The sequence below is a fragment of the Runella defluvii genome, assembly GCF_014195535.1.
GTDB classification, from domain to species: domain Bacteria; phylum Bacteroidota; class Bacteroidia; order Cytophagales; family Spirosomataceae; genus Runella; species Runella defluvii.
The window spans coordinates 91473-117265 of record NZ_JACIBY010000015.1 but is presented as its reverse complement, the minus strand read 5'-3'; the positions used below and the strand labels follow the sequence as shown (position 1 = coordinate 117265).

General features: G+C 45.4%; 26 protein-coding genes. 18 read left to right on the top strand and 8 right to left on the bottom strand.

Translation table 11 applies throughout. The features are described from left to right. The first annotated feature begins 98 nt into the window (after positions 1-98). The 3 genes from FHS57_RS26200 to FHS57_RS26190 all read left to right on the top strand — a co-directional run bounded on the left by FHS57_RS26200 (position 99) and on the right by FHS57_RS26190 (position 3699). Positions 99-1487, top strand: coding sequence for a vanadium-dependent haloperoxidase (locus FHS57_RS26200; protein ID WP_183978898.1), 1389 nt, complete (start codon positions 99-101; stop codon positions 1485-1487). Between the two features lie 218 nt (positions 1488-1705). After that, complete coding sequence (locus FHS57_RS26195) at positions 1706-2314, top strand: OmpH/Skp family outer membrane protein (RefSeq protein ID WP_028522416.1); 609 nt, start codon at positions 1706-1708, stop codon at positions 2312-2314. 191 nt (positions 2315-2505) lie between these two features. After that, positions 2506-3699, top strand: coding sequence for a S8 family serine peptidase (locus tag FHS57_RS26190; protein ID WP_183978896.1), 1194 nt, complete (start codon positions 2506-2508; stop codon positions 3697-3699). On the opposite strand, the gene FHS57_RS26185 is transcribed toward FHS57_RS26190, so the two are convergent. From FHS57_RS26185 to FHS57_RS26175, 3 genes are read right to left on the bottom strand one after another with little or no spacing between them, the layout of a single operon-like run. Next, positions 3696-4724 carry a VWA domain-containing protein gene (locus FHS57_RS26185; protein ID WP_183978894.1) on the bottom strand — a complete coding sequence of 343 codons (1029 nt, stop codon included), beginning with the start codon at positions 4722-4724 and terminating at the stop codon, positions 3696-3698. The two genes, FHS57_RS26190 and FHS57_RS26185, sit on opposite strands and share 4 nt — an antisense overlap. A gap of 15 nt (positions 4725-4739) precedes the next feature. Further along, positions 4740-4982: a DUF4834 domain-containing protein gene (locus tag FHS57_RS26180; protein WP_183978892.1), complete on the bottom strand. Its 243-nt coding sequence runs from the start codon at positions 4980-4982 to the stop codon at positions 4740-4742. Continuing rightward, positions 4979-7315 carry an efflux RND transporter permease subunit gene (locus FHS57_RS26175; protein ID WP_310587018.1) on the bottom strand — a complete coding sequence of 779 codons (2337 nt, stop codon included), beginning with the start codon at positions 7313-7315 and terminating at the stop codon, positions 4979-4981. Before FHS57_RS26175 ends, FHS57_RS26180 begins: the two co-directional genes overlap by 4 nt. A 57-nt stretch (positions 7316-7372) precedes the next feature. Here FHS57_RS26175 and msrC point away from each other — a divergent pair, with 57 nt between their 5' ends. Continuing rightward, on the top strand, positions 7373-7873 hold the full coding sequence (msrC, locus tag FHS57_RS26170) for a free L-methionine (R)-S-oxide reductase MsrC (protein ID WP_183978890.1): 501 nt from the start codon (positions 7373-7375) through the stop codon (positions 7871-7873). Here the strand turns inward: msrC and FHS57_RS26165 are convergent. Continuing rightward, positions 7851-8837 (bottom strand): glycosyltransferase family 9 protein, encoded by a 987-nt coding sequence (locus tag FHS57_RS26165; protein ID WP_183978888.1) that lies wholly within the window; start codon positions 8835-8837, stop codon positions 7851-7853. The two genes, msrC and FHS57_RS26165, sit on opposite strands and share 23 nt — an antisense overlap. A 76-nt stretch (positions 8838-8913) precedes the next feature. Between FHS57_RS26165 and FHS57_RS26160 the strand changes: the two genes are divergently transcribed. After that, the gene (locus tag FHS57_RS26160) at positions 8914-9237 is read left to right on the top strand and encodes a hypothetical protein (RefSeq protein ID WP_183978887.1); all 324 of its coding nucleotides are present in this window, start codon (positions 8914-8916) and stop codon (positions 9235-9237) included. A gap of 3 nt (positions 9238-9240) precedes the next feature. On the opposite strand, the gene FHS57_RS26155 is transcribed toward FHS57_RS26160, so the two are convergent. Together FHS57_RS26155 and FHS57_RS26150 are read right to left on the bottom strand one after the other, a co-directional pair. After that, complete coding sequence (locus tag FHS57_RS26155; RefSeq protein ID WP_183978885.1) at positions 9241-9807, bottom strand: precorrin-2 dehydrogenase/sirohydrochlorin ferrochelatase family protein; 567 nt, start codon at positions 9805-9807, stop codon at positions 9241-9243. A gap of 60 nt (positions 9808-9867) precedes the next feature. Further along, on the bottom strand, positions 9868-10308 hold the full coding sequence (locus FHS57_RS26150) for a DUF2147 domain-containing protein (protein ID WP_183978883.1): 441 nt from the start codon (positions 10306-10308) through the stop codon (positions 9868-9870). A 114-nt stretch (positions 10309-10422) separates the two neighbouring features. On the opposite strand from FHS57_RS26150, the gene FHS57_RS26145 reads away from it, so the two are divergent. The 10 genes from FHS57_RS26145 (at position 10423) to FHS57_RS26100 (ending at position 18199) form a co-directional block, all read left to right on the top strand. Next, positions 10423-11130 carry a phosphatase gene (locus FHS57_RS26145; RefSeq protein WP_183978881.1) on the top strand — a complete coding sequence of 236 codons (708 nt, stop codon included), beginning with the start codon at positions 10423-10425 and terminating at the stop codon, positions 11128-11130. 56 nt (positions 11131-11186) lie between these two features. After that, positions 11187-11711, top strand: a complete 525-nt coding sequence (gene nuoB, locus FHS57_RS26140) for an NADH-quinone oxidoreductase subunit NuoB (RefSeq protein ID WP_028522406.1) — start codon at positions 11187-11189, stop codon at positions 11709-11711. A 20-nt stretch (positions 11712-11731) separates the two neighbouring features. Then, the gene (locus FHS57_RS26135; RefSeq protein ID WP_183978879.1) at positions 11732-12229 is read left to right on the top strand and encodes an NADH-quinone oxidoreductase subunit C; all 498 of its coding nucleotides are present in this window, start codon (positions 11732-11734) and stop codon (positions 12227-12229) included. A gap of 140 nt (positions 12230-12369) precedes the next feature. Continuing rightward, entirely contained in the window at positions 12370-12591 is a 222-nt protein-coding gene (locus FHS57_RS26130) for a DUF2795 domain-containing protein (RefSeq protein WP_013927448.1), read from the top strand. A 116-nt stretch (positions 12592-12707) separates the two neighbouring features. Next, entirely contained in the window at positions 12708-13298 is a 591-nt protein-coding gene (locus FHS57_RS26125) for a DUF6580 family putative transport protein (RefSeq protein ID WP_183978877.1), read from the top strand. Next, the gene (locus FHS57_RS26120; RefSeq protein ID WP_229601454.1) at positions 13295-14011 is read left to right on the top strand and encodes a Dph6-related ATP pyrophosphatase; all 717 of its coding nucleotides are present in this window, start codon (positions 13295-13297) and stop codon (positions 14009-14011) included. Before FHS57_RS26125 ends, FHS57_RS26120 begins: the two co-directional genes overlap by 4 nt. A gap of 61 nt (positions 14012-14072) precedes the next feature. Beyond that, positions 14073-14627, top strand: a complete 555-nt coding sequence (locus FHS57_RS26115; RefSeq protein ID WP_183978875.1) for a YqgE/AlgH family protein — start codon at positions 14073-14075, stop codon at positions 14625-14627. Between the two features lie 24 nt (positions 14628-14651). Beyond that, positions 14652-15239: an outer membrane beta-barrel protein gene (locus FHS57_RS26110; RefSeq protein ID WP_183978873.1), complete on the top strand. Its 588-nt coding sequence runs from the start codon at positions 14652-14654 to the stop codon at positions 15237-15239. A gap of 216 nt (positions 15240-15455) precedes the next feature. Beyond that, positions 15456-16901 (top strand): anthranilate synthase component I family protein, encoded by a 1446-nt coding sequence (locus FHS57_RS26105; protein ID WP_183978871.1) that lies wholly within the window; start codon positions 15456-15458, stop codon positions 16899-16901. 110 nt (positions 16902-17011) lie between these two features. After that, complete coding sequence (locus FHS57_RS26100; RefSeq protein ID WP_183978869.1) at positions 17012-18199, top strand: T9SS type A sorting domain-containing protein; 1188 nt, start codon at positions 17012-17014, stop codon at positions 18197-18199. Between the two features lie 79 nt (positions 18200-18278). On the opposite strand, the gene FHS57_RS26095 is transcribed toward FHS57_RS26100, so the two are convergent. Then, positions 18279-18803: a DUF7935 family protein gene (locus FHS57_RS26095; RefSeq protein WP_183978867.1), complete on the bottom strand. Its 525-nt coding sequence runs from the start codon at positions 18801-18803 to the stop codon at positions 18279-18281. Between the two features lie 99 nt (positions 18804-18902). Between FHS57_RS26095 and FHS57_RS26090 the strand changes: the two genes are divergently transcribed. Beyond that, positions 18903-19193, top strand: coding sequence for a HesB/IscA family protein (locus FHS57_RS26090; protein ID WP_122934537.1), 291 nt, complete (start codon positions 18903-18905; stop codon positions 19191-19193). Positions 19194-19296: 103 nt separating this feature from the next. Beyond that, the gene (locus FHS57_RS26085) at positions 19297-23040 is read left to right on the top strand and encodes a sensor histidine kinase (RefSeq protein ID WP_183978864.1); all 3744 of its coding nucleotides are present in this window, start codon (positions 19297-19299) and stop codon (positions 23038-23040) included. Positions 23041-23044: 4 nt separating this feature from the next. Here the strand turns inward: FHS57_RS26085 and FHS57_RS26080 are convergent, their stop codons facing one another. Beyond that, positions 23045-24259: an acyl-CoA dehydrogenase family protein gene (locus tag FHS57_RS26080; protein WP_183978862.1), complete on the bottom strand. Its 1215-nt coding sequence runs from the start codon at positions 24257-24259 to the stop codon at positions 23045-23047. 74 nt (positions 24260-24333) lie between these two features. Here FHS57_RS26080 and FHS57_RS26075 point away from each other — a divergent pair, with 74 nt between their 5' ends. Further along, positions 24334-25791, top strand: a complete 1458-nt coding sequence (locus tag FHS57_RS26075) for an ATP-binding cassette domain-containing protein (protein ID WP_183978860.1) — start codon at positions 24334-24336, stop codon at positions 25789-25791. Positions 25792-25793 lie beyond the last annotated feature (2 nt).

Below are 25793 nucleotides of genomic sequence, written 5' to 3'. Positions count from 1 at the left end.
GTATTTAATACCCTCTTTGCCAAACGTTTATTCCGTTTGGCATTGTTTTTGATATACACTTCTTCGTTATACGCCTTACCTATTAAAGACGAATAAGTATGAAAAACAGTCTATTTTTTAGGTCGCTCAGAAGAAAATTACCGACAGCGGTTGCCGCGTTGGTTGCTCTGACGATATATAGTTGTCGCGACGCATCTCAAGAACCCGTCGAACCTACTGCCAATTCAAAAGGAACCGAAACCTACAGTGCTGACGTAGCCACCAAATGGGCCGAAATGGACCTAGTTCTTACGCAAAACAGCACTGGATTTACGCCACCTGTGGCCGCTCGCGCCTTGGGGTATGCAGGAGTAGCCATGTACGAAGCCGTTGTGCCTGGTATCAAAGACAATCGTTCATTGGTCAAGCAATTAAATGGTTTAACAGACTTACCCGTCCCCGAAGCTAATCAAGAATACAACTGGGCAGCCAGCGCCAATGCAGCTCAAATTTATATGGCCAAAAACCTTTGGCCTACTGCCAACGACGCCACCAAAAAGAAAATTGATTCGCTCGGCACAGTGCTTCGTAATGAGCTTATTGCGGGCAGCAGTCAAGCCATTGTAGAGCGTTCGGAGTCGTTTGGATACGCCATCGGAAAGGCCATTTTTGACTGGTCAAAAAGCGACGGTGGACACGAAGGGTTTACCCGTAATTTCCCCGCTACCTACAAAGTTCCTGTTTTTCCAGGGTCGTGGCAGCCAACCGAAAACGGACGCACCATCCCGATGCTACCGTATTGGGGTCAAAACCGTACATTCATCGCGGCCAATGGGCTCTTAACACCTCCTGCACCTTTGACGATTTCGACGCAGGTAAATTCGCCTTATTTCCAGCAATACTACGACGTTTACAAGAAAAACATCAGCCTCACCCAAACTGAAAAAGAAATCTCAATATGGTGGGCCGATGATCCAAGCGAGACATTTACGCCTCCTGGTCACTCATATAACATCGCAAAAATTGCCATTAAAACCAGTAATGTTAAACTAGACAAAGCCGCCGAAGCATTGGCCCGCACGGGTATTGCAGTAGCCGACGCTTTTATCATTTGCTGGAAATGTAAGTACATGTTCAACAACGAACGCCCTTATACTTTTGTGCGCCGTGCTATCGATCCTAGTTGGGTGCCGTTCTGGCCCGCCCCACCGTTTCCTGGCTATGCCTCAGGCCACGCCACACAGTCATCGGCTTCGGCAGTAGCGCTTGAAGGTGTTTTTGGAACGTCGTTTGCCTTTGTGGATGACTCCCACGTGAAACGCGTAAAAGACACCAAGCGAAACGTTGATTTCAAAGCCCGTAGCTTTAAATCACTCCAAGAAGCCGCTTCTGAATCCGCCTATTCGCGCTTTCTCGGCGGTATTCATACCTTCCAAGATAACGACACTGGCCTGAAAGAAGGCAAGAAAGTAGGGCAAAATATCAATGCCTTGGCTTGGAAGAAATAACAACCCGATACTAAGCAGTCAGTTCGCTCACCACGAAGGCAAATGTCCTTTTGGTGAGCGAAAGTTTTTTTAAGGGAATGGTTTTTTCTATTTTTGTCACCATTGGAACTATCTGCTTTCATTTTAAAGTAAATTTTTGGAAATCAACTCTTTACAAATTTAACTATGAAAGAGACTTGTTTACGATTAACTTTTAAAAACTTTAAAACAATTTTACAGTGAAAAACGGACTACTTATTTGGAATGCAGTTTTGACTTTGGCCGTCGTTTTTTTGGGATACCAACACTTCCAACATCACTCTTCGGGGGGAGATAGCAGCAGCACTCCTGATGCCGCAAAAGGCAAAAAAATCGTTTATGTGCAAGCTGATTCGCTTCTCAAAAACTATGATTATTACAAGGACTTTCAAAAAGAGTTTGAAAGTAAAGGCTTTCAGTTGGAAAACGACTTAGCTAACAAAGGACGCACGTTCCAAAATAAAGTGGCTTTCTTCCAACAACGTGCCCAACAAGGTGCTCTTTCGCAAGACCAAGCACAAGCAGCGCAAGCGCAGTTAGGCAAAGAAGAGCAAGACATTACGAAATACCGCGATGAGCAACTTCGTAAGTTGGAAGAAGAACGTTTGAAGAAAACAGAAGAGTTTTATACCAACATCTTCGATTATATCAAAAAATACAACAAGGAAAGTGGCTACGAGTTTGTATTGGGCTACAGCAAAGGTGGCGGTATTTTGTTTGCCGATGCCAGCCTTGACGTAACCAAGAAAATCGTAGAAGGACTTAACAAAGAATACAAAGAAAAAGACGCAGCTAAAGCTAAAAAATAAGCACGTCTTAGGCGTTAAAAGCGGCAGCATTTCTCCATCGAAGTGCTGCCGCTTTTTGTTTACACAACAATTTTTGAGGGACAACCGCGTTACTTTCCAAACAACTTACCAATCTTCGTTCACCCCTTCGTAGCGCTTCTTTATGACCCTTCACGTTTACTTTTTTCTTAACCAACCCGTCTTAACACAGAATGAAAAAAGTATTCGTACTCCTGACTTTGGTAGGGCTTGCAAGCTGTCAGCGTGAAATTACATCAACGACCCCTGCGGCTGATTGTTTAGTGACTGCTTCCGCCACCAGCGGCGACATTATTGAGGGTGAATACATTATTACGCTCAAAGAGGTTTCCAGCACATCCAGCACTACTGCCCGAATAGCCCTCGTTTCTGACCAACTGCGGCAGAAATACAACCTTTCCTCAAAAGCGATTCGTACTACCTTCAAAGGACACCGCGAAGGCTTTTTTGCCAGCCTCACCCCAACAGAACTTCATTCCCTCCAAACTGACCCCAGCATTGAACTCATTGAACCCGACCGAAAAGTTGGTTTATGTTCGTGTTTAGAAGTAGTAAGTTCGACCTCAGTTACTTGGAACGTCAGAAAAACAGGGTATGGCAACGGAGAAAACTTCCAAGACAAAACGGTCTGGGTCATTGATACGGGGGTTGACCTCGACCATCCTGACCTCAACATCGACACCCAACGCAGTCAATCGTTCATCAGTGGCATCACTACTGCCGAAGACAACAACGGGCACGGCACCCACGTAGCGGGTATCATTGGGGCAAAAAACAACACTTTGGGGGTAATGGGCGTTGCGTCAGGCGCCAAAATAGTGGCACTCAAAGTACTAGATCAGTTGGGCGAAGGGCGACTGTCGAGCGTGATTTCGGCGCTTTCTTACATCCGCCAAAATGGCAAAGCGGGCGATGTCGTCAATATGAGTTTGGGATTAGAAGGTATTTCAACTACCCTCGACCGCGAGGTGCAAACTGCCGCAAATTTGGGAATTTTGTTTTCCATTGCCGCAGGAAACGACGCCAAGCTTGCCAGTGGTTTCTCACCCGCGAGACTTAATCACAGCAATATTTTCACGGTGTCAGCGGTAGATAGTACGGGACGTTTTGCGAGCTTTTCCAATTATGGCAACGACGCGGTGGATGTCGCCGCTTACGGGGTTCGTATCCTTTCCACCTATTCCAATGGCCGTTATGCCATTCTCTCTGGCACTTCCATGGCGGCACCACACGTGGCAGGTTTACTTTTAATTAAGGGGATAAATATTCCAACCTCAGGAACCGCTTCCAATGACCCCGACGGAGTACCTGACCCCATTGCCAGGGCAAGCAAAACTCAGGTAGCGACCGCAGTGGTAAACAATTAATCTTCCAAGACGTTGGCGACAAAAGTGGCCTTGAGCAGCAGTAAGCCTAAGAAGAAGGTAATCGCCCAATTGAGGTAAATGCGGTAATAATCTTTGACTTCTTGGTAACGTCGATTTTTGACATTGACCCGTTCCAATCGGTCAATTTGGCGAAACACTTGTGCAAGCGTGGTATTGTCGGTAGCTCGATAGAAATGGCCATTGGTGGTGGAAGAAATGGTTTTGAGCATGGCCTCGTCGGCTACCGAATGCACCAGCTTTGTTCCTACAGAATCGCGTACTGCCCTGCTAATAAATGGTTTACCAACGGCAATGGTATAAACCCGTATGCCAAAGGCTTTGGCAAGTTGCGCGGCGGTAGTTGGGTCAAGATTCCCTGCGGTATTTTCTCCGTCACTCAATAAAATAACCACTTTTGACTTCGCCAGGCTTTCCCGCAATCGGTTGATACAAACCGCCAAAGCACTCCCCACGGCCGTTCCAGCCACCGTAATCATGCGGTGATCTACTTCCTCCAAAAACCCATAAATCAGTTCGTAATCATTGGTAAGGGGACAAAGCGTAAAGGCTTCTCCCGCAAACACCACCAACCCCACTCGGTCTTGTAAACGACCGCCAATAAACGATTTGGCAACGCTTTTGGCCGATGCCAAGCGGTTGGGGGGCAAGTCTTTTTCTAACATCGAATCCGAAATATCCAAAGCCAACATGATGTCTATCACTTCGGCATCTCGTTCGGTCAAGGTGTTGATGAGTTGTGGGCGCGCAAGTGCTATCAGCAAACAACTTAGGGCAAGAAAACCCGTCAAAGGAAATAAATACCGCAGCGCCACCGACCAGCTTCTAGGCGCATCTTTATCGACAAATGTGATTCCTAGCCGCTGAACCGCCCCGGCATGAAACACATTTCGTAGCCAAAATGCCACGGGAATGGCCAAAATACCGTACAAATAGTACGGATGTGTCCACGAAAATGCGCGTAGTTTTGCCAACGTAAACCACTCCAAAGAAAGCCAGTCCCACATAATACATCCAAAGGGTTAGTCTTTCACTTCCTCGTAATCCACGTATTCTCCACCTTCAAAACGCGACGTTCCTGAATTGGAAGGTTTTTTCTCTACCCTAATCTCTCCCTCTCGGCGTTGTTGGGCCGCTGGGGTATTTTTACGTTGTTCTTTGACCAACTGACGCCCCACCAACAGCCAAAACAAAAAGCGGCGGAACGCAGGGACAAAAGCCACCAACATAATGAAGATGAGTATGATATTAAAAAGTATTTTCATTGTTCTAGTTTTTTATTTATCCACAACAAAAACGCAGGAAGAAGGATTAAATTGGACAACATTCCCATTAACAAGGTAATAGAAACCAAAATTCCCAGCGCCACTGTGCCTTTAAACGTCGAAGCTGTAAAAATAGCAAATCCTACGAAGAGTATAATAGCCGTGTAAAACATACTGATTCCCGTAAACTGAATTGTTTGAGAAACGGCCTCAGCAACGGTTCGGCCTTTGTTACGAAATTCGTCTTTGTATTTGGTCAAAAAATAAATCGTTCCATCGGACGAAAGCCCAAAAGCAATGCTAAAAATAAGCGTTGTTGAGGGTTTAAGGTGAATTCCTGCAAAACCCATAATGCCCGCCGTAATCACCAACGGAACCAAGCTAGGAATGATGGCAATCAAAATCATTCGCCAATTTCCAAACAAAACCACCATCAGTACCGAAATCAACCCAATGGCCAATAGCGTACTTTCGATGAGGTTTTGGAGCAAATAATCATTGCCTTTGGTAAACACGACACTGTTGCCCGTAATTTTTGCTTCGTATCGGTCTTCTTTGTCAACCCACGTCCCTGTCTCGGGGTTGATGTTAAAAATGCTGTCAATGCTGGGTTGAAGCAGGTCGTACAAGGCATCAATGCGTTTGGTACCAATATCGGCTACCTGAAAACTCACCCGCGTATAACGGCGCGTCGTATCAATAAAACTTCCAAAATTAGCTTCCGTCCCTTTGGCCGCCCCCGTGTATTCAGCCAGCTTGTTCAACTCCAACGCCCCTGGAAGCACAAAATACTTGGGGTCTCCGCCACGATAGGCTTGATAAATAAACTTGATGGCTTCGACCAACGACAGCGGCTTGGTAAACTCAGGGTGCGTCGCAAATTCTTTTTGCATCTGCCGTATTTTGGTCAACGTCTGCGGCGCAAATACCCTCCCAGGCCGCCCCGTGTCAATGCTTACTTCAAAAGGCATGACTCCGTGAAAATGGCGTTCAAAAAATTGTAAATCAGTCAAAATAGGGTCATTCTTGGGTAAGTCATCCACAATGAAGCCGATGGCGGTGATTCGACTTAGCCCATACGCCGACACTAACACCAAAACCCCCACTGTCAAGTAAATGAACCGACGGCGGTGTTTTACCAAATCATTGACTTGTTGAAGAAAACGGCTGATAAATTTTCCTTCCAAACGCGCAAGGTGCTTGGCGTTGGGAGCAGGAAGATAGCTGTACAAAATGGTGATTAATACCAAACAAATCACGTACATTGTCATCACGCTCAAAGACGCTATCAATCCAAATTCCACCAACAACTTACTACCCGTCAAATAGAATACTCCAAACCCAATGGAGGTGGTCATGTTGGCCCAAAAGGTGGTTTCTCCAATTTTCTCCGCCGCCGTTGCCAAAGCTTGCGGCTTGTCTTTGGTTTTGCCAAACTCTTCGTGGTATTTGTTGGTCAAAAAAATGGAATTAGGCACCCCAATCACCACCATGAGCGAAGGAATCAGCCCTGTCAACAGCGAAATTTCGTACCCAAACAACACCATGTAGCCTACGCTACACACAACCCCCATCAGCACCACTCCCAAAGAAATCAGCATCACCCACCACGACCGAAAGAAAAACATCAAAATCAAGCCCGTTACCAGCACAGCTAAAATGGTAAACATGACGACTTCACGGCTTACTTTGGCCGAAAATTCGGTACGGATGTAAGGCAACCCCGACAAATGCACTTTTAAGGAGTGCTTTTGCTCAAAGGCAGCCGTTGCTTTTAAAATCGCCTCCAACAATTCTCCTCGACTTTCATCATTGAGTTTGTGCTGGTCGAGGGTTACGGCCATCAAATGCGCCTTGCCGTCTTCGCTGACAATAAAGCCTTGGTAAAAAGGTAGTCGGTTGATTTTGAGCCGTATCGAGTCAACTTCCGACTGTAAACGGGGTTTTTGAACGACAATAGGGACAAAATCAAAGCGTTTCAGGCTATCGTTGCGCACAATTTCCCTCAAACTGGCGTTAGAAACTACCTCCTTCACCCCTTCAATTTTTTTGATTGCTTGATTGAGTTCGTACCAATCGCTAAATACTTCCCGCTGAAACATTTGGTCGGTTGCTACGCCCATCACAAGCACATTTCCATCTTCACCGTACCTTGCTTTGAATGCCTCGTAAAGCTGAAAATTTGTATCTGAAGCGGGTAAAATTTTGGCCAATTCGTAAGAAAGTCGAACTTTGGAGGCTTGAAACCCCATAAAACCTGTCAGCAGCACCACCAAACCCAGTAGTACCGTACGATTCTTTAGAATAAATTGGGAGGTGGCTTGCCAAAACACGTCAATAGGGGGTTAAAGTAAACGTCGAACAACCACAAATGTAAAGAATATCAACGGATGGCCGAAACACTTCATCTTCCGCAAACAACCGACCGCGCTCTTATTTATGAGCACCTTTATCCACAAATCGAAGCCCTTGTGGAAGGAGAAACCGACCTCATTGCCAACCTTGCCAATATTACGGCAGCCCTCAAAGAAGCATTTCAATTTTTTTGGGTAGGTTTTTATCTCTCTAAAAACGGGCAACTGGTACTTGGCCCTTTCCAAGGCCCCATTGCTTGCACCCGCATCCAGTATCATCGGGGCGTGTGTGGTGCTTGTTATACCCGCCGCGAAACCATCATTGTACCCAACGTAGAAGAGTTTCCTGGGCACATTGCGTGCAGTTCGGCCTCAAAATCTGAAATTGTTTTACCCGTTTTTGATGCCAACGGCGAAGTAGCAATGGTGCTTGATGTTGACAGCGACCAGCTCAATGATTTTTCAGAAGTGGACGCCGAAGGCTTGGAGAAAATCACCGCGCTGATTGGCCACCTTATGGCCGCTGCTGTGGTTTAAGCTCTTTGATTTCAAACTGAAGCGAAAGCTCGTTCATGCACTTAAAATGTCCTTTGGGGCAACGTTTATTGCCAATTTTAGAACACGGACGACAATCTAGTTGGCGGTTTTCCAGAATGACAAAGTTGGTTTGGTAAGGATACATCCCAAACTCGGGCACGGTATTTCCCCAAATCGAATACACTTTTTTCTTGAAAGCCGCCGCCACGTGCATCAGGCCCGTATCGTGACTAAAAACCAATTTCGATTGCTGCACCAGCGACGCCGACTGGTTGAAATTGCATTTGCCGCACGCATTATACACCCGTTCTTTTCCCAAGGCCCGCTCAATCGCTTCTCCATTTTCGGCATCTTCTTTTCCCCCCAATAACACAATCGGATAATTAATTTTTTGACAAAGCTCAATCATCCGTTCCAACGGTAGTTTTTTGGTTTCGTGTTGCCCGCCGATGGCATAGGCGACGTAGCCATGTTGGTGCGTGAGGGGCAGCCAATCGGGTTCAATGATGTCTTTGTAAGGAATAAAATAATCGAGCCCTCGGTCATCGTTGACAACCCCCAACTTTCGGACGGCATCAAGGTACCGATCTACGATGTGGACATTGGGCATGGCCTTCACCTTGAGGTTGACAAACAGCCATTTTTCCCAGTTTAACTTATTAAAACTATACGATTCGACTCCCAACGCCGTTTTTAATTGGAGGGTACGGAGGTTATTGTGCAAGTCGATGACCACATCAAACTTCTCTTGCCGTAGCTTCCCGATAAGCCCCCAAAGGCTTTCTTCTAACACGTGAATTTTGTCAATGTAGGGATTGTCGGCAATCAAAAACCGATACGAAGCCTTGGTCACGTAATGGAGTTCAATATCAGGACGTTGCGTTTTGAGGCATCGTACCACGGGCGTCGTCAGCACAATGTCACCAATGGAAGAAAACCGAATCACCAAAACTTTTAATGGCATGAACGTATAGGGTTCGTAGAAACTTGACTTTTACTACAAAACTAACTAATTTTACTAAAAAACAGCCTTCCGAATTATGTTAGATAAACTTTTTGACATCAAAAACGACCGCCGTTTGAGCGTCTATTTGTACCGTACAGGCTTTGGTTTGTGGCTTCTTTACATATTGTTGGGAGCAAGTTTTCTCCACGAATTTGTGGCGTACCGCATCCACTGCGCCGTTATGTGTGGGTTTTTCATGATTTTTGGCCTCTCCGCGTCCATGTATTACGACTACTACCACCACCACGAGGAATTTGAACAAAAGAAGAAGTGGCTCATTATCAGCTACCTCATCTTGTTTGGCCTGCTTTATTTCTTTGTTTTCAAAGACAAGGCTTTTTCGCTAAATCTGTTTTAAACATTATTTCATCACGTTGGTGATTTCATTGAGTTTTTCGAGCTTATCCTGAAAATCTCCTTTGAGTTTGTTTCTAATTTGTTGCAAGTTATCCAACGTTGCTTGCAGCGAATCGGGCAAAATCTCTTCTAACACCTCTCGAAAACGCTTGGCGAAGGTCGGCGACTTCCCGTTGGTCGAAATCGCAATCTTTAAATCCCCTTTTTTCACGACCGAACTCAAATAAAAATCACACAACTCGGGTGTATCGGCCACGTTGACCAAAATTTTACGGGCTTTGCAGTCTTGTTGTACTTGGTGATTGACCGCTTTGTCGTTGGTACCAACAATTACAATATCGCGACCTTCTAGAAAATGTGGTTCGTAACGGTCATAAATCAATTCAACGCTAGGGTGCGAAGCCGCCAATTCGTTAATTTCTTCGCGGATTTCGGGCGCAATGAGCGTTACTTGCGTTTGGGGAGAATTGGCCAACACGGCCGTTAGTTTTTCCAACCCCACGTACCCACCACCTACGATGAGTACGTGAAGTTGTTCAAGTTTCAAGAAAACAGGAAAAAGCGTATTCACGAGTTTGTTGTTTTAGGTTGCTCTTCTGCAACAACCTTTCCCTTTGATATTGTTCATTCGTTATTTAACTCTTGTCCAATTATCGGTACGTCCGATGAGCGACACGCCAATAAACCCTCTTACGTCGAGCTGATTAGCGCTCACCAATTTCATTTTACAACTGTACTCTTTTCCGTTTTCAGGGTCATAGATTTTACCACCCTCCCACACGTTGTTGCCATCGTAAGCAAAGTTGTTCAAATTAACCATGCCCAAGATAGGGCGCGATTTTTTTTGTGCGTCTGGGTTATTTTTATCCAATTTGGGTTTGCCTGTAGCTTCATCGTTGGGTTCTTTGAGCCAAATAATTTTACCAAAATACTTGTCACCTTGTTTATAGATTTGGACGTGTCCTTTTTTAGAGCCCGTCAACCACGTCCCTAAACAAGCATCTGGATTTCCTTGCGCGAAGAGTTGAAGCGACAAAAATGTCATGAAAAGCACTACTTTTACTTGTTTCATTTCGAGTTTGGATTTTAGTTTGAATAACGAACGCAAGTTCTTCTGTTTTTATTACAGATACAACCACCGACTCAAAATATTGTTATACAAAGTTTTTGTAGTATTTTTTTATTTATGACTTCTGACATAAGCGCTATTTTTACCCAACTTGGGGGAGAATTTATTACGCCAGTTTCTGAATTGGCCGAAAAACTATCGTCGGTCAAAGCTTTTATTTTTGACTGGGATGGCGTCTTTAACGACGGCACCAAAAACGAACAAGGCAGCAGCAATTTCAGCGAAGTTGACTCCATGGGAACCAACCTCTTGCGTTTTGGCTGGTGGCTTTCGCAAGCATCTATGCCTTACACGGCGGTCATTTCGGGGGAGCGAAATTTGTTGTCGTTTCAGCTTGTGCAGCGAGAACATTACCATGCCTGTTATTTTCGGATAAAACATAAAATCGAAGCACTCGAACATTTTATGAGCAGCCGAGGTCTGAAAGCCAGCGAAGTAGCTTTCTTTTTTGACGACGCCCTCGACTTGTCCATCGCCGAGCAGTGTGGCGTGCGAATTTTAATACGCCACAAAGGCAACCCACTTTTTCAGCAGTACGTCATCAAAAACAAGCTTGTTGATTATATCACAGCCCAAGACGGCGGAAACTTTGCCGTGCGCGAAGGTTGTGAGTTGATGCTTGGCTTGCAGGGAGTCCACGACCAAACCATCGACGAGCGGTTGCGGTTTTATCCTCATTACAACAATTACCTCACCGAGCGACAAGCCATTCAAAGTCAGTTTTTCACCCTTGTCAACGGCCAATTTGAACCACAGTCCGTCTAACTTTCACAACGTTTTACCTAACTTTGTCAAAGTTTAGCACTCCGATAACGCGTAGCATGGATTTACAAAACAATAGACTCAAAACAGGAGATGGCGGGGTGATTGTCACCAGCGTCGAAGACTTGCTCAATTGGTCGCGGCTTTCGTCGCTTTGGCCGATGGGATTTGGATTGGCCTGTTGCGCCATCGAAATGATGGCCTCGTACGCGTCCAACTACGACTTGGAACGTTTCGGAATTTTTCCGCGGCCTTCGCCTCGCCAGTCGGACGTGATGATTGTGGCAGGCACCGTAACGTTCAAAATGGCCGACCGCATCCGACGCCTTTATGAGCAAATGCCAGAGCCTCGCTACGTGATTTCGATGGGAAGCTGCTCCAACTGCGGCGGGCCTTATTGGGAGCATGGCTACCACGTCGTGAAAGGAGTAGATAGAATCATCCCCGTGGATGTATATGTACCTGGCTGCCCACCGCGCCCCGAGGCATTGATTGGTGGGTTTTTGAAACTACAGGAAAAAATTAGCAACGAACACCCGCTTGCACCTACGCTTTTGCTCGAAATAGAAAAAGAAAACGTGTAGCCTAATTGAGCCTTACCCTCATGATATTTTCAGAAATAACGCAGGTACTGACCGAACAGTTTGGGATAGATTCGTTTTCTGTCGTCAACCAAAAAGCCAACCAACCCATTGTGCAAATTCAGGCAAACCAGTTGTTCGAACTGTGTCAGTTTTTGGCCAACGACGAACGCCTGTTTTTTGATTATTTGGCTTGTGTTACGGGCATCGACAATGGCCCAGCCGCCAACACGATGGAAGTGATTTATCATTTGACGTCGATTCCGTATGAGCATAATTTAGCCATCAAAGTCACCGTTGAGCGCCCTGCTGATGGCACACCGCCCAAGGTACCTTCGGTATCCTCCATTTGGCGAACGGCCGATTGGCACGAGCGGGAAACGTACGATTTGGTAGGAATTTTCTTTGAGAACCATCCCGACTTGCGGCGCATCTTACTTCCCAACGATTGGCATGGACACCCGCTTCGGAAGGACTACCAAGCGCAAGAATTCTATCATGGCATAAAAGTAATTTATTGATTATCAGGGCTTAAAAAAAACTTCTTGACATATTCAAAAAAAATACTATCCTTCGCAACATTTTCCAGCCCAAAAACGTTGGATTTTCACAATTCGACTGGATAATTAACCTATTTTAGAACCAATAAAAGGAAGAGAGTATGTATTGGACATTGGAACTAGCCTCCTATTTAGAAGACGCGCCTTGGCCCGCTACAAAAGATGAATTAATTGACTTTGCTATTCGCACAGGAGCACCGTTAGAAGTAGTCGAAAACCTTCAAGAACTTGAAGACGATGGCCAACCCTACGAAAGTATCGAGGAGATTTGGCCAGATTACCCTACCAAAGACGACTTCTTCTTCAACGAAGACGAATACTGATCAATTTCTCTGTAGTCTTCAGTTAAAGAGCGACTTTGCTGACCCTCTCTTTTGCCTTGTTTTGATAAGGCCGAAGAGAGGGTTTCCCTTTTTTCTATACCATTTATCAAAAAATTATGAAACAATCAATCAATCCTCGTTTTACGACCCTACTGTGCTTCATTCTTGTCCTTGCTTTGATTCGCATCATCAACGTAGCACAGCCCTCCGCCGTCGCCAACTTCACGCCCATTGGGGCCATGGGGCTATTTGCAGGCGCTTATTTTTCGCAGCGCGGAAAAGCCTTGTTTTTCCCTCTTCTGACCCTTTTTATCAGCGATATGGTCATCAATAACGTGATTTATGGCGGCCAATATGGTTTTATTTACGACGGCTGGTACTGGGTATATGGCATTTTCGCATTGGTTGTCCTCCTTGGCAACGTACTTTTAAAAAAGGTAAGCCTCAAAAACATTGTCGTAGCCAGCATTGCGGCAGCCGTCACTCATTGGGTTTTATCTGATTTTACGGTCTGGTTAAGCGGCGGAACTGACATTCGCACGCAGCTTCCTCTCAGTCGCGACTGGGCAGGGCTACAACAAGCATTGGCACAAGGTTTTCCTTTCATGCGCAATTTCCTAGCAGGTACGCTTGCCTACGGTGCGATTTTCTTTGGTGGCTTTGAATTACTCAAAGTTCGTTTTCCACAGTTATCGGTGGTTAAATGAAACACAAAACCCTCATGAACTGGTCGGGAGGCAAAGATTCTGCTTTGTCTCTTTATCACGTTTTGCAACACCCCACCATGGACGTAACGCAGCTACTGACGACCGTCAATGAGGCGTATGGGCGGGTGTCGATGCACGGTGTGCGCGAAGAACTTCTTGACCAACAAGCACAAGCCCTAGGGCTACCGCTCGTCAAGCTTCGACTGCCCGAAACCGTTTCGATGGAAGAATACCACCACCGCATGGCTGAGACATTGACGCCTTTGGTAGCATCGGGCATAACGCATTCGGTCTTTGGTGATATTTTTTTAGAAGACCTTCGGCAACACCGCGAAGAGCGACTGCGGCCCCTGGGACTGACGGGCGTTTTTCCCTTGTGGAAACGGGCTTCTCTCGAATTATTAAACGAATTTTGGACAAACGGTTTTCAAACTATCGTCGTGAGTGTCAATGGCGATGTGCTCGACAAATCGTTTTGCGGACGGGTATTGGATGCCGATTTTGTCAAAGATTTACCTTCACACATCGACCCTTGCGGCGAAAATGGGGAGTTTCACACCTTTGTTTTTGACGCTCCCTATTTTTCAGAACCAATCCGTTTTCAAATCGGAGAAACGGTCGAAAAAACGTACCATTATACCACCGCCGAAGGCACTGCCATCACGACTACTTATTTTTTTACCGATTTAGTTCCTCCAATGCCTATTCAGTAACCAAGAAAAAAACCTTATTTTTGTCTTCTGAAAGGTCTTATTTCACAAACAGACGAAGATTGTGCCAATAAAAAAGCCCACTACAGGAAAACTTTTGATTGCAGAACCCTTCTTAGACGACTCCAATTTTGAGCGAAGTGTTGTGTTTATGTGCGAGCACAACGAGCAAGGTACGTTTGGGCTAGTCCTTAATCAAACCACCAATTTGAGCTTAAACGACGTTTTGCGCGAGCCCGTTGTCAACAACCTTCCGTTGTACTTGGGTGGGCCTGTCGAGCAAAACACCTTGCATTTTTTACACCAACTCCCGTTTATTGAAGACGCCATTCCAGTAGGCGAAAACTGTTTCTGGAGTGGTGATTTTGAACAAATTGTAAGCCTTCTCAACGTTGGCAAAATAACCGAGCAAGATATACGTTTTTTCATTGGGTATTCAGGCTGGTCGGGAGGGCAACTGGAGGAAGAAATCAACCAAAATGCGTGGATTGTGGCCGATGCCGATCCATCATTTTTATTTACCACTCCTTCCGAACAGCTGTGGAGAGCAGTTTTGAGACGAATGGGAGGCGAGTATAGGGTCAAATCACATTTTCCAACCGACCCTAGCTTGAATTAGATGACTATTTAATTAACTATCACAATGAATTTGAGACACAAATTATTACTTTTTTTCGCGTTTTTAACCTTCGGTTCTTCCGCCCAAACGCTCTATCTTAAACCACATTTTGGGGTAAAGGCAGGCTTGAACATTGCGCGAAGTACCTATTCTCCAAACTTTATTTACAGCCTCAAACGCCAATCACACCCTAATTTGGGCGTGTTTTTTCGTTATCGTACGCCCGATAGAAAATGGGTGTTCCAGCCCGAAGTACAGCTTTCTGTACGCGGAGGAACGTTCAAGGGTGAATTTCAGGTAGTTCGGAATAACTTCAACTACGGAAGTTTTGTACCAACGGTAGGCTATACCATCACCGAAGGTCTTACGTTGGAAGTAGCTCCCGAAATCAGCTACTTGCTTCACAACCCAAACACAATTGTTCCCCTTCGTAAAAATGAGTTTAGCTTAGGCTCTGGACTTCGCTTTGATTTTATGGACATGGCCGAAGACTTTAGCCTCAACCTTCGCTACGTACACGGTTTTACCAATATTTCGAGCACTTCTACCGAGTCGCTCTACAACCGCACGTTGCAGGTATCGGTCATCTATAACTTCTACAAGAAAAAGTAAGGGTTCTCAACACCTCTCAAAATAAAAATTTGGTTTTTTAAAACACGATTGTACTTTTGTGACATGAATCCAAACGTAAAAAATACAAGCTGGTGGTGGCGTTCTTCTTTTCCGAGATGAACAGATAGCACTATGCTCACTTTTTTACCCAAAAAAGCCCGCTGTTCATCAAACAGCGGGCTTTTTATTTTTATGCACCTCAATCTCAAATGATACATGACAACCACCGACACTACCTTCAAAATCAGTACCCAAAGCAGAAAATTGCTAGGTGACATGCTTACGCCCGTGGGCGTTTATCTCAAACTTCGCGATAAGTTTCCTTATACCGTAATGCTCGAAAGTGCCGAGTACCACGGCATGGAACACGGCTTTAGCGTCATCGCTTGCGACCCCGTTGCTTCTTTTGTCATCGACGAAGACGTTGTCACTCAAACCTTTCCTGATGGCAGTGAAGAAACGTTCCGCTTGCCTTATCGCAAACAGGCCATGCAGACGTTGCATGATTTTATTCACCGCTTCGACGCCCCTAAAAACGAGCACCCTTTCATCAACGGAGGCTTGTTTGGACATATTACGTACGATTCGGTTGAGTATTTTGAAGACATTGAGATTCAAGAAAAAACCCCTGACAATGCCATTCCGCAGATGGTGTATCGGGTGTACCGGTTTGTGATTGCCTTCAACCACTTCAAAGACGAAGTATATCTTTTTGAACACGATTATGGCGTAACGCGCGACGACGCGAATCATAGCAAGTCGATGGGTATGGACTTAGACTCGCTCGAAATGATTGTAAAAGCGCCTAAAATGGCTACTTTCCGCTTTAAAGCCCAAGAAAGTGAGCAGAGCAACGTAACCGACCCCGAAATGGAGGGTATCATCCAACAATGCATCAACCACTGCTTACGCGGCGACGTTTTTCAGATTGTTCCGTCGCGAAGATTCAGCAAAAAATTTGAAGGTGACGAGTTCAACGTTTACCGTGCTTTGCGTTCGGTTAACCCTTCACCCTACTTGTTTTTCTTCGACTTTGGCGGCTACAAAGTATTTGGTTCGTCGCCCGAGAAACAAATTTTTATCAAAAACGGCCACGCCGAAATCCACCCCATTGCAGGTACTTTCCGCCGCACTGGCGACGACGAAAAAGACGCCGAACTAGCCCGCCAACTCGCCGCTGACCCCAAAGAAACGGCCGAACACGTGATGCTCGTTGACCTTGCCCGTAATGATTTGAGCCGTAGCTGCGACGTGGTAAAAGTAGAAACCTACAAAGAAGCTCAGTTTTTCTCGCACGTTATCCACCTTGTTTCAAAAGTAACGGGCAAGATGAGTGAAGGGGTAAATCCGCTTCAACTTGTGGCAGATACATTCCCCGCAGGAACGCTTTCGGGAGCACCCAAACACAACGCCATGACCATCATCAATCGCCTCGAACGTACCAATCGTAGCATTTATGGCGGCGCACTTGGGCATATTAGTTTCAACGGCGACTTCAACCACTGCATTACGATTCGTACATTTTTGAGTAAAAACAATACGTTGTTTTACCAAGCTGGCATGGGAGTTGTAGCCAAGTCAAATATTGCCTCTGAAATGCAAGAAGTGAACAACAAGCTAGCCGCCTTGAGAAAGGCAATTGAGTTTGCTAATGAATTGTAAGAAAGCTTAATGTAACTTTTTTACAAAGTTTAACTATCTTTGTTTCATTTCTTACGTATATATTTTGTAGAATCAAAATAACAACGAGAATGTGTAACTGTTTACGATTTATGAGGGGTTTATTGGTTTTGTTGGCGGTACTTTGCACTCAACTTTCGTTTGGGCAGGGCTTTGTTGACCTAACGTCGGAATCAGAAACCACCAAATGGCTTCCCGACGGGTCGTTGTCACATACTTTTACGAACTTAGGTACACCTGCCGTAACCGTAACAGCCAACATTCAAGGGTCAACCAACCGTTTTAACAATAACACCCCACGCACTGACTCGCGGGGGCTGTGGTTGAGTATGAACCTCGGAAGCCGTACGCAGGTCGTTACGATTTCGTTCACTTTTAGCGACCCTGTCACAAATTTATCGTTTGCTTTATTGGGAATTGACCGCGAGTTGAGCTTTAGTAATTACCAAGATCGCGTGGCTATCGAAGCTTACGATGACAAAAATGCAGGCATTTTACCCACAATTACTTATAACCCCAATACTGCCTTTTTGTCTAACGGGACAGCCCCACACATTAAAGTATTGTCTGGTTTCAATACCGACCCCTTAGATACTACCCGCGCAACGGTCAATTTTCGTAATAGCGGCGTAAAACGCTTTACGCTCACTTACGGCAGTGGAAGTGACGCTAGAAATGGTTCGCTTAGTACCCAAAGTATCTTCTTGTCGAGTCTATCGTGGTCAAATATTGTCCCTGTTCAATTGATGTATTTTCGGGGAAAAGCAGAAGCTGAACGGGTACGACTTTCGTGGGCAACGGCGCTCGAAATCAACAGTAGCCATTTTAACGTGGAGCGGAGTACCGATTTAAAAGAATTTGCTACGATTGGGAAACTTACCTCCGCAGGCGACTCTCGTCAAGTTATAAATTACAGCTTTTTGGATGAAGCACCACTCCCTGGCGTCAATTATTACCGACTCAAACAGGTGGACAAAGACGGCACGTCGGATTATTCAAAAATTATAGCTGTTAGCCCTCAAACCGAGGCAACGCAGTTTGTTATTTATCCAAACCCATCGGACGGGAGCAGTGTCCGCCTACAGTTTGATAATCTTGAGCTTGACCGTTTGCGACTGATAACGATGTTGGGACAAGAAATTCCGTTTGAAATTCAGGCAACTTCTAACAATAGCCTTACGATTCGCCCCCATAAAATCCTGGAGAATGGGCTTTATTTTATGACATACCAAACGCCTGACCGAGGCCGCGTTTCTCAAAAACTATGGGTTACTCGCTAGCTAGCTAGCTAACCTCTCGAAAGTTTAAAACTTTCGAGAGGTTTTTGTTTTGAACTTTCGAGAGGTTGTGTTCCCCCTTTTACATAAACTCCCGCTGAATTTCATCCTTGACAAACTTGAGCGCCAATGCCGTTGGGTTTCGGTTTTCTTGAACGATTTTTTCAAAAATCTTTTTCGATAAATCAATCGGCGCGGCGTCTGGTTTTACTTCTGCGGCGGCTTGGTTAATGAGCGTGATTACTTCTTGTTGCGCCGAACGCACGTGCTCCCACGCATCATTACTCATATAAACCTGTTGCGATAGATTATGGTTAAATTCTTCCCGAACTTCGTGCAAAAGAATTTGTTGAAATTCAATGGCTTGCGTAGCTACTCCGTTGGTGCGAATGAGTAGGTTATTGGGCGTAATTCGCTCCAAAAACAAACACATTCGTTCGTATGCTTGCAAACGAATCGGCAACGCAATTTCTACGTTTTTACGCTGTAACTCTACTTCTTTTTCGGTCAATTGTTTTTTCAAAAATGCCGTTACAGTTAGGTACATGGCATACAGTACCAATGCCGATGGAAGAATAATTTTCAATAAGTCGGTGACGATTTCCATTGATTTGTTGTTTGATTACCTACACAAGGTTTATTCCCGCAAAGAACGCAAAGTATCATCAAAATAGTGCGTCGGGTAGCGACAAACGTACAAAACAACATGGCAAACGCTCAACCTATTCGGATTTCAGAGACGGCAAAACGCGAAATTATTGACACCCTTACGGCCAATAAAATACCTGACAGCTACGGTCTGCGCGTTGGAATGAAAGGTGGCGGGTGCGTTGGGCAATTTTTGCTAGGATTTGATACGCCTACCGAACACGACCAAGTGTATGACATTGACGCCATCAAAGTAATCATCGACAAACGCCACTTAATGTATGTCATAGGCACGGAAGTCGATTTTGAAGAAACTGACAATGGGGCAGGCTTTACGGTCGTAAAATAATTAGCTGACAGCGAGATAGTTATTAATACTTCTTGATAAAAGTAACTTTTGGCACGATTTTAGGGAGGGTTGTGAATAAACTCAAACCCTATATTTAACGTTCGTGCAGCAAGTTAAACGACATATTTTTGCTTTTCTGGCCTTTGCTTCTTTTCTGTTGGCATTGCTATCGTTTTTTGTCTTTGAAAGAGGCGCATTAGGAGCATCAGAGGAAAAATATTTTTCGGCTGTCAAAGAACGCGTAAAACAAGAACTGGATCTCTCCCACAAAGAACTAGGAGAAATCATGACGATTGCCTCCCAAAACAGTTCTCGTCAATTCTCCGCCTTTCGTCGTCCAACCAAATACCCCTATTATATCTTTCAAAACGGGCAACTGGTTTTTTGGTCCGATTATCGTTTTATTCCCGAATACGAATCAATTCGTAAAATTGCCCAAACCCAGCTAGTTACCTTTGAACAAGGGAAGTTTCTGGTAAGTCGGCGACAGCTAGTTCAGAATGACACCCGCCTTGATGTCGTTTCGGTGATTAATTTATACAGCCACTATAAAAACAAAAACAACTACTTTCAGTCGGGCTACAACACTGAGCTATTTTCGATTGACCCTCAGCAGATTTCGACGCGCTTGGGGCCTATTTACAGCAACGTCCTCGACAACAACACCCATTTCCTGTTTTCAATTACTCCCCCCAAATTTGAGACCTACAACCAAACGACTCCTGTCAACAGCATTATTTGGGGTGCATTGTGTATTTTCTTTTTGGGGATTTACGTCATCCGTTGGATACTCCGATGGAGCCGCGAGCGTCATTATGAGCGCGCTTTTGTTTTGCTCGCCCTGTATTTAATGCTCTTACGCCTTGGAATGCTGTATTTTGGGGTTCCGTTTGTGTTTTACGAGAACGATATTTTTAACCCTAAATTTTACGCTTCATCGCCCATTGCTCCATCTTTGGGCGACTTGCTACTCAACTCCATCGTTGTTTTTGTCTTGGTGTTGTATTTGGCAGATTTTTATTTTCGTTCCAAAATTTACTCAAGTTTACTTCGTGTTTCGGGCGTTCCCAAAGTATTATTGTCTGGGCTATTTGTCATTCTTAGCTTTGGGGTCTTTTACGGATGTTTTTCTGAACTACAAAACATCTACGAAAAATCGCAGTTTACCCTCGACATCACCTTGAGCATTTCATTCTCGGTTCTCAAGATTGTCTGCATTATTATATTTATCTGTATTTCAAGTATTTATTTCCTTGGAACACATTTATTTGTCAGTTTGTTTATTCGCTTCAACCCCAAAAATCGCGTTCAAGGAACGCTCATTTTTTTGCTGAGTTGTGGCGTATTTGTACTGCTTTTGTGGATTTTTGGCGGCCAGCTTACTTGGGTTTTGTGGATTCACGCCATTTATTTTATTGTACTTTATTTCTCACGGTTTCCTCGTATTCTCTATTCGTTTCGGTATCGAACCACCATTTATTATTTCACGGGAGCATTCTTCTGGGCATTGGTAACGACCTACGTTGTTTATACCGAAGAAGACCGCAAAGACATCACGAACAAGAAGGAATTTGGCCAAAAAATCATCGCTGAAAACGACCCTTTTGGCGAGTTTTTGCTCGACCGCGCCAAAGATGCCATCAGTAAAGATGTCGATATTCAGGAAACATTTATCAGTGATACCATTCTCTCCCGCGAGCGGATTCAGCAAAAAGTAAAAAGTATTCACTTAGATAAATATTTCGACAAATACGACATTGAGGTACTTTCGTTCAAAGCCGATGGTCAGCCGCTTGATAATACGTTTGATGCCCTCAACTTCGATGATTACACACACCCGTATCGGCAAGTGAAGTACCAGACCAATTACCCTTCCTTGTTTTTTATCAATGACCTTGTCAATAACTTCAAAAAACAATACCTCAGCCTGATTGACATTCGGCAAGATTCGCTCTTGCTAGGGTGGGTCGTGCTCAATCTAAACCCCCGCGAAGACCAGCCCAAGAATGTGTATCCAGAGTTGTTGATGGACAAAAAGTTTGTCCCAACTCCCGAAACACGGCAATATAGTTACGCTATTTATGACGCCCAAAAGGAGCTTATGTACAGCTCGGGCAGCTACAATTACGACCGTAAAATGCCCCTTACGGTGCTAGATGATTCCACACTTTTTGATACGGGACTCCTTTTGTACGATTACAAACACGTAGGAAGCCGAGACAAAAACAAACGCTATGTGGTGGTATCGTCAAAGTCGTATCCATTTAAAAGCCTGACTTCCAACTTTTCGTTTTTGTACTTGGTTTTAGTGCTGTACGTCATCTGTATTATTGCCGTTTATGCGCTCAAATATGGATTCCGACGGCTGAAAATCAGTTATACGACCAAAATCCAAATCTTACTAAATGTAGCCTTTTTCTTACCGCTTATTTTGATTGTTTTGATTACGTTGAGTGTCATTAGTACCAATTATTTCAACAACCAAGAAAGCTCGTACCTTTCCAGCACCAAAAACATTGCTACCAACTTTGTCCCTTACCTTGAGGAACAGCTAGATGGCATTCGTAGCAAGGACTCGATGGAAGAAGAGCTGGGAAAAATTGCCCGCGATGCCAACGTTGACATCAATTTTTTCTCGAACGACGGTACGTTGTACATGACCACCAAACCGCTCATTTACGAAAGTAAGCTGCTCTCTAAATGGATTAACCCTGACGCCTATATTCACCTGATACAAGACCGCGAAAATGAGGTTTTGCTGGACGAATCGTTGGGAAAAAAACAATACCGTACCGCTTACGTAACCCTACGAGCAAGTAGCAATAGTAAACCTCTTGGGGTACTTAGTATTCCGCATTTTGATTCAAAACCCGAGTTAGACCGCCAAATTATTGAGGTTATCTCGACGATTTTGAGCGTTTTCGCCATTATGTTTTTGGTGTTTTTGGTGCTGTCCTACTGGGCATCTAACCTTTTGACAATACCGCTCCGAATCATGACGCAGAAGTTTCGTCGCATCAATTTACACCAGCTCAATGAGCCCGTAGATTGGAAATCAGACGATGAAATCGGGACGTTGGTGAAGTCGTACAACGATATGCTCAAAAAACTCAGCGAAAGCAAAGAAGAGTTGGCCAAAAACGAAAAACAATCGGCTTGGCGGGAAATGGCCAAGCAAGTTGCGCACGAAATCAAGAACCCACTGACGCCGATGAAGCTGACGATTCAGCAACTTCAGCGAACGATGCTACGTGATTTGCCGCCAAATATGCCCCAAAGCGAGCGGATTCGGCGGACGTTTGAATCGCTCATCGACCAAATCGACAACATCAGTGACATTGCGACGTCGTTCTCGGATTTTGCTAAAATGCCGTTGCCCAAGAACGAGCTGTTTGAAATTTCTTCGGTTCTCAACAAAGCCGCCGATTTGTATTCTGACGACCCAAAAATCACCCTGCAACGAGATATTCGGGTACAGCGGGTCAATGTCATGGGCGACCGACAGCTCATTGGGCGTATCATCACCAACCTCATCATCAACGGCATTCAGTCCGTGCCCGAAGGCCGCCGTCCTGAGATTTCGCTACGACTCCGTACCGATGAAGGCAACGTTTATATTGAAGTACAGGACAACGGGAACGGGATTCCCGAACCCATTCGTCCGAAGGTATTTTTACCCAACTTTAGCACCAAACAAGGCGGCTCTGGCCTCGGTTTGGCCATTGCCAAACGAGGCGTAGAACACGCTGGAGGGACTATTTGGTTTGAAACGGAAGATGGAGTCGGCACCTCCTTTTTCTTATCGCTTCCGCTTACCCACAGCCCGCTGCTGTCGGAAGTAAAATAACCTTTTATTTTTTTCGGGTATCAAGGCCATAGCCTTTCAAAATACCTCTTGCCAAGGCGGTTTTGTGTACTTCGTCGGCTCCGTCGTAGATACGTGCCGCTCGCTCGTGGGCGTACCAGTACGATAACAGTACGTCGCTGGTCATACCTAGCCCGCCGTGAGTCTGAATGGCGCGGTCAATTACCCGAAGCATCATGTTGGCCGTAAAGAACTTAATCATCGAAATCTCGTCCCGCACGGCCGCTGCTCCGCGCTCGTCAATGTGCTTGGCTGTACGCAACACGAGCAAACGTGCAGCGTCGATTTCGGCCCTACTTTCGGCAATAAATCCTTGGATAAACTGCTTTTCTCCTAAAAAAACGCCCTCTTCCATTTCCCGACTAGCAGCATAGCGGCACATCAAATCAAAACTTCGCTCGGCAATCCCGATAAAACGCATACAGTGGTGAATCCGACCAGGGCCGAGGCGCTCTTGCGCCAATAAAAACCCTGCCCCTTCGGCACCAATTAGGTTTGACTGAGGCACTCGAACGTTTTCGTAGAGCATCTCGGCGTGGCTCGCCCAGCTATCGCCCGCGTGGCCCATGATGGGGATATTGCGTACCAGTTTTACCCCAGGAGTATCCATCGGAACGATGATTTGGCTGGCCCGTTTGTGCGGAGCAGCATCGGGATTGGTTACGGCCATCACCACGGCAAAAGCCGCGCCGTCGGCACTACTGGTAAACCATTTGTGGCCATTAATCACGTAATCATCCCCGTCTTTGACCGCCGTCGTACCCATACGCGTAGGATTTGACCCTGCAAATTCGGGCTCCGTCATGCTAAAACAACTACGGATATCGCCATCCATCAATGGTTTTAAGTACTGCTCTTTCAAATGCGTGGGGGCATATTTGTGCATTAGTTCGGTATTCCCAATGTCGGGCGCTTGGGTGTTGAACACAAAATGCCCAAAAGGTGAACTGGCCAGCACTTCGCTGATTTGACCAAATTCGCAGAGCGTGAGGTTTAGCCCGCCGTCTTCTTCGGGCAAGTGCAATCCCCACAAACCTGCTTTTTTGACCAACTGCCGTTTTTGCTGAAGAATCGGCTCAACGTGCGAAAAGTCATGGGCAAGGTATTCGGGGGTTTCGAGTGGGTATAACTCACTCTCAATGAAGGCTTTGATTTTCGGAAGGAGCTCTTTAATGCGCTCGGTAACAAAAAGTGATTCCATAAAGTATAGATTTAAGCAAATATAAAGTATTTAGACTACTAACTTTGTCAAAGTCCCAAACTTTGACAAAGTTCATGATTACACTCCAAAACGCTTTTGTTCGTCGCTACGACACCGTTGTTTTATCCGACCTTTCGCTCACCATTCAAACGGGTGAACAGTGGGCCATCATTGGAGAAAATGGAAGTGGAAAATCCACATTATTAGAGGTTTTGGCGGGAAAATGGCCGATTTGGCGCGGAAAATTGACCCACGATTACGGCGATGTGTTACTCTCAAAAGTAGCCGAACTGGTTCCGTCTGATTACTCTTTCAATCGCATCATCAGATCCGCTGCGCAGTATTACCAGCAGCGTTTTCATAGCCACGAAGCGGAAGTGGCACCCACCGTTCGTGAAGTGCTGACCAATCAACTCAAGCCCGTCGGAACCGTTGACAACCATTCGGTAATACTCCCGCCTAACACCATTAGCGAAGCCGATTTACTTTCTACTTGCCAGTTGCTTTCCATCGACCACCTGCTCGACCGCCACTTTGTGACCTTGTCCAACGGCGAAACTCGGCGGATGCTTTTGGCGCGGTCGCTGCTCAAAAAACCGCAATTATTGCTTTTGGATAACCCTTTTTCGGGCTTGGACGTCCACTCGCGCGAAGTACTCAGAAACGCCCTTGCGCACCTCAAAGAAGCAGGGGTGACCATTGTGTTGGTTACGTCTTCGGTCGAAATTCCCCAAAGCGTCACCCACGTGGTTCGATTGAAAGAAGGGAGAATTATTTCGGAAGAAGAATCACTTTCTGAAACCGACAAAGCTACGTTTCAGCCCCGCGAAGTAGTCCCGATTTCTCCAACGTATAATTTTTCGTTGGCGGTCAACTTGCGCAACATCACCATTACTTACAGTGGTAAAAAAGTGCTCGACAACGTCAATTGGCAAATCAAAAAAGGGGAGAAGTGGGCGCTTGTTGGCCCCAATGGGTCGGGAAAATCGACGTTGTTGAGTATTTTAACCGCCGACAATCCTCAACGTTTTGCTAATGATTATGACTTGTTTGACCTCAAACGAGGTGGGCCGTCGATGTGGGACGTCAAAAACAAAATTGGACACGTTTCTCCCGAATTACATTTGTATTTTCCCCAAGAAACCACCGTTTTTAAAACCATTGCTTCGGGCTTTTTTGACGCTACGGGGGTGTATTTCCGAAAACTAACGGAAGACCAACTACAACAAACCCACGCCGTTGCCGAATGGCTCAACGTGGGTTCGTTACTTGATAAATTATTTAAAAACCTTTCCAAAGGCCAGCAACGCCTCGTTTTATTGGCCAGAGCATTGGTGAAGCATCCACCACTGCTGATTTTAGACGAACCCTGCCAAGGGCTAGATTTTGCCGCCGTAGAGCATTTTAAGGAGGTTGTAAACGCCGTCTGTGATTCGCAAGAGCAAACGCTCATTTACGTTTCTCATTATCCTTACGAAATCCCGAGCTGCGTTACCCAAACCCTCCGCCTCTCCGAAGGCGTTGTCTGTTAAGG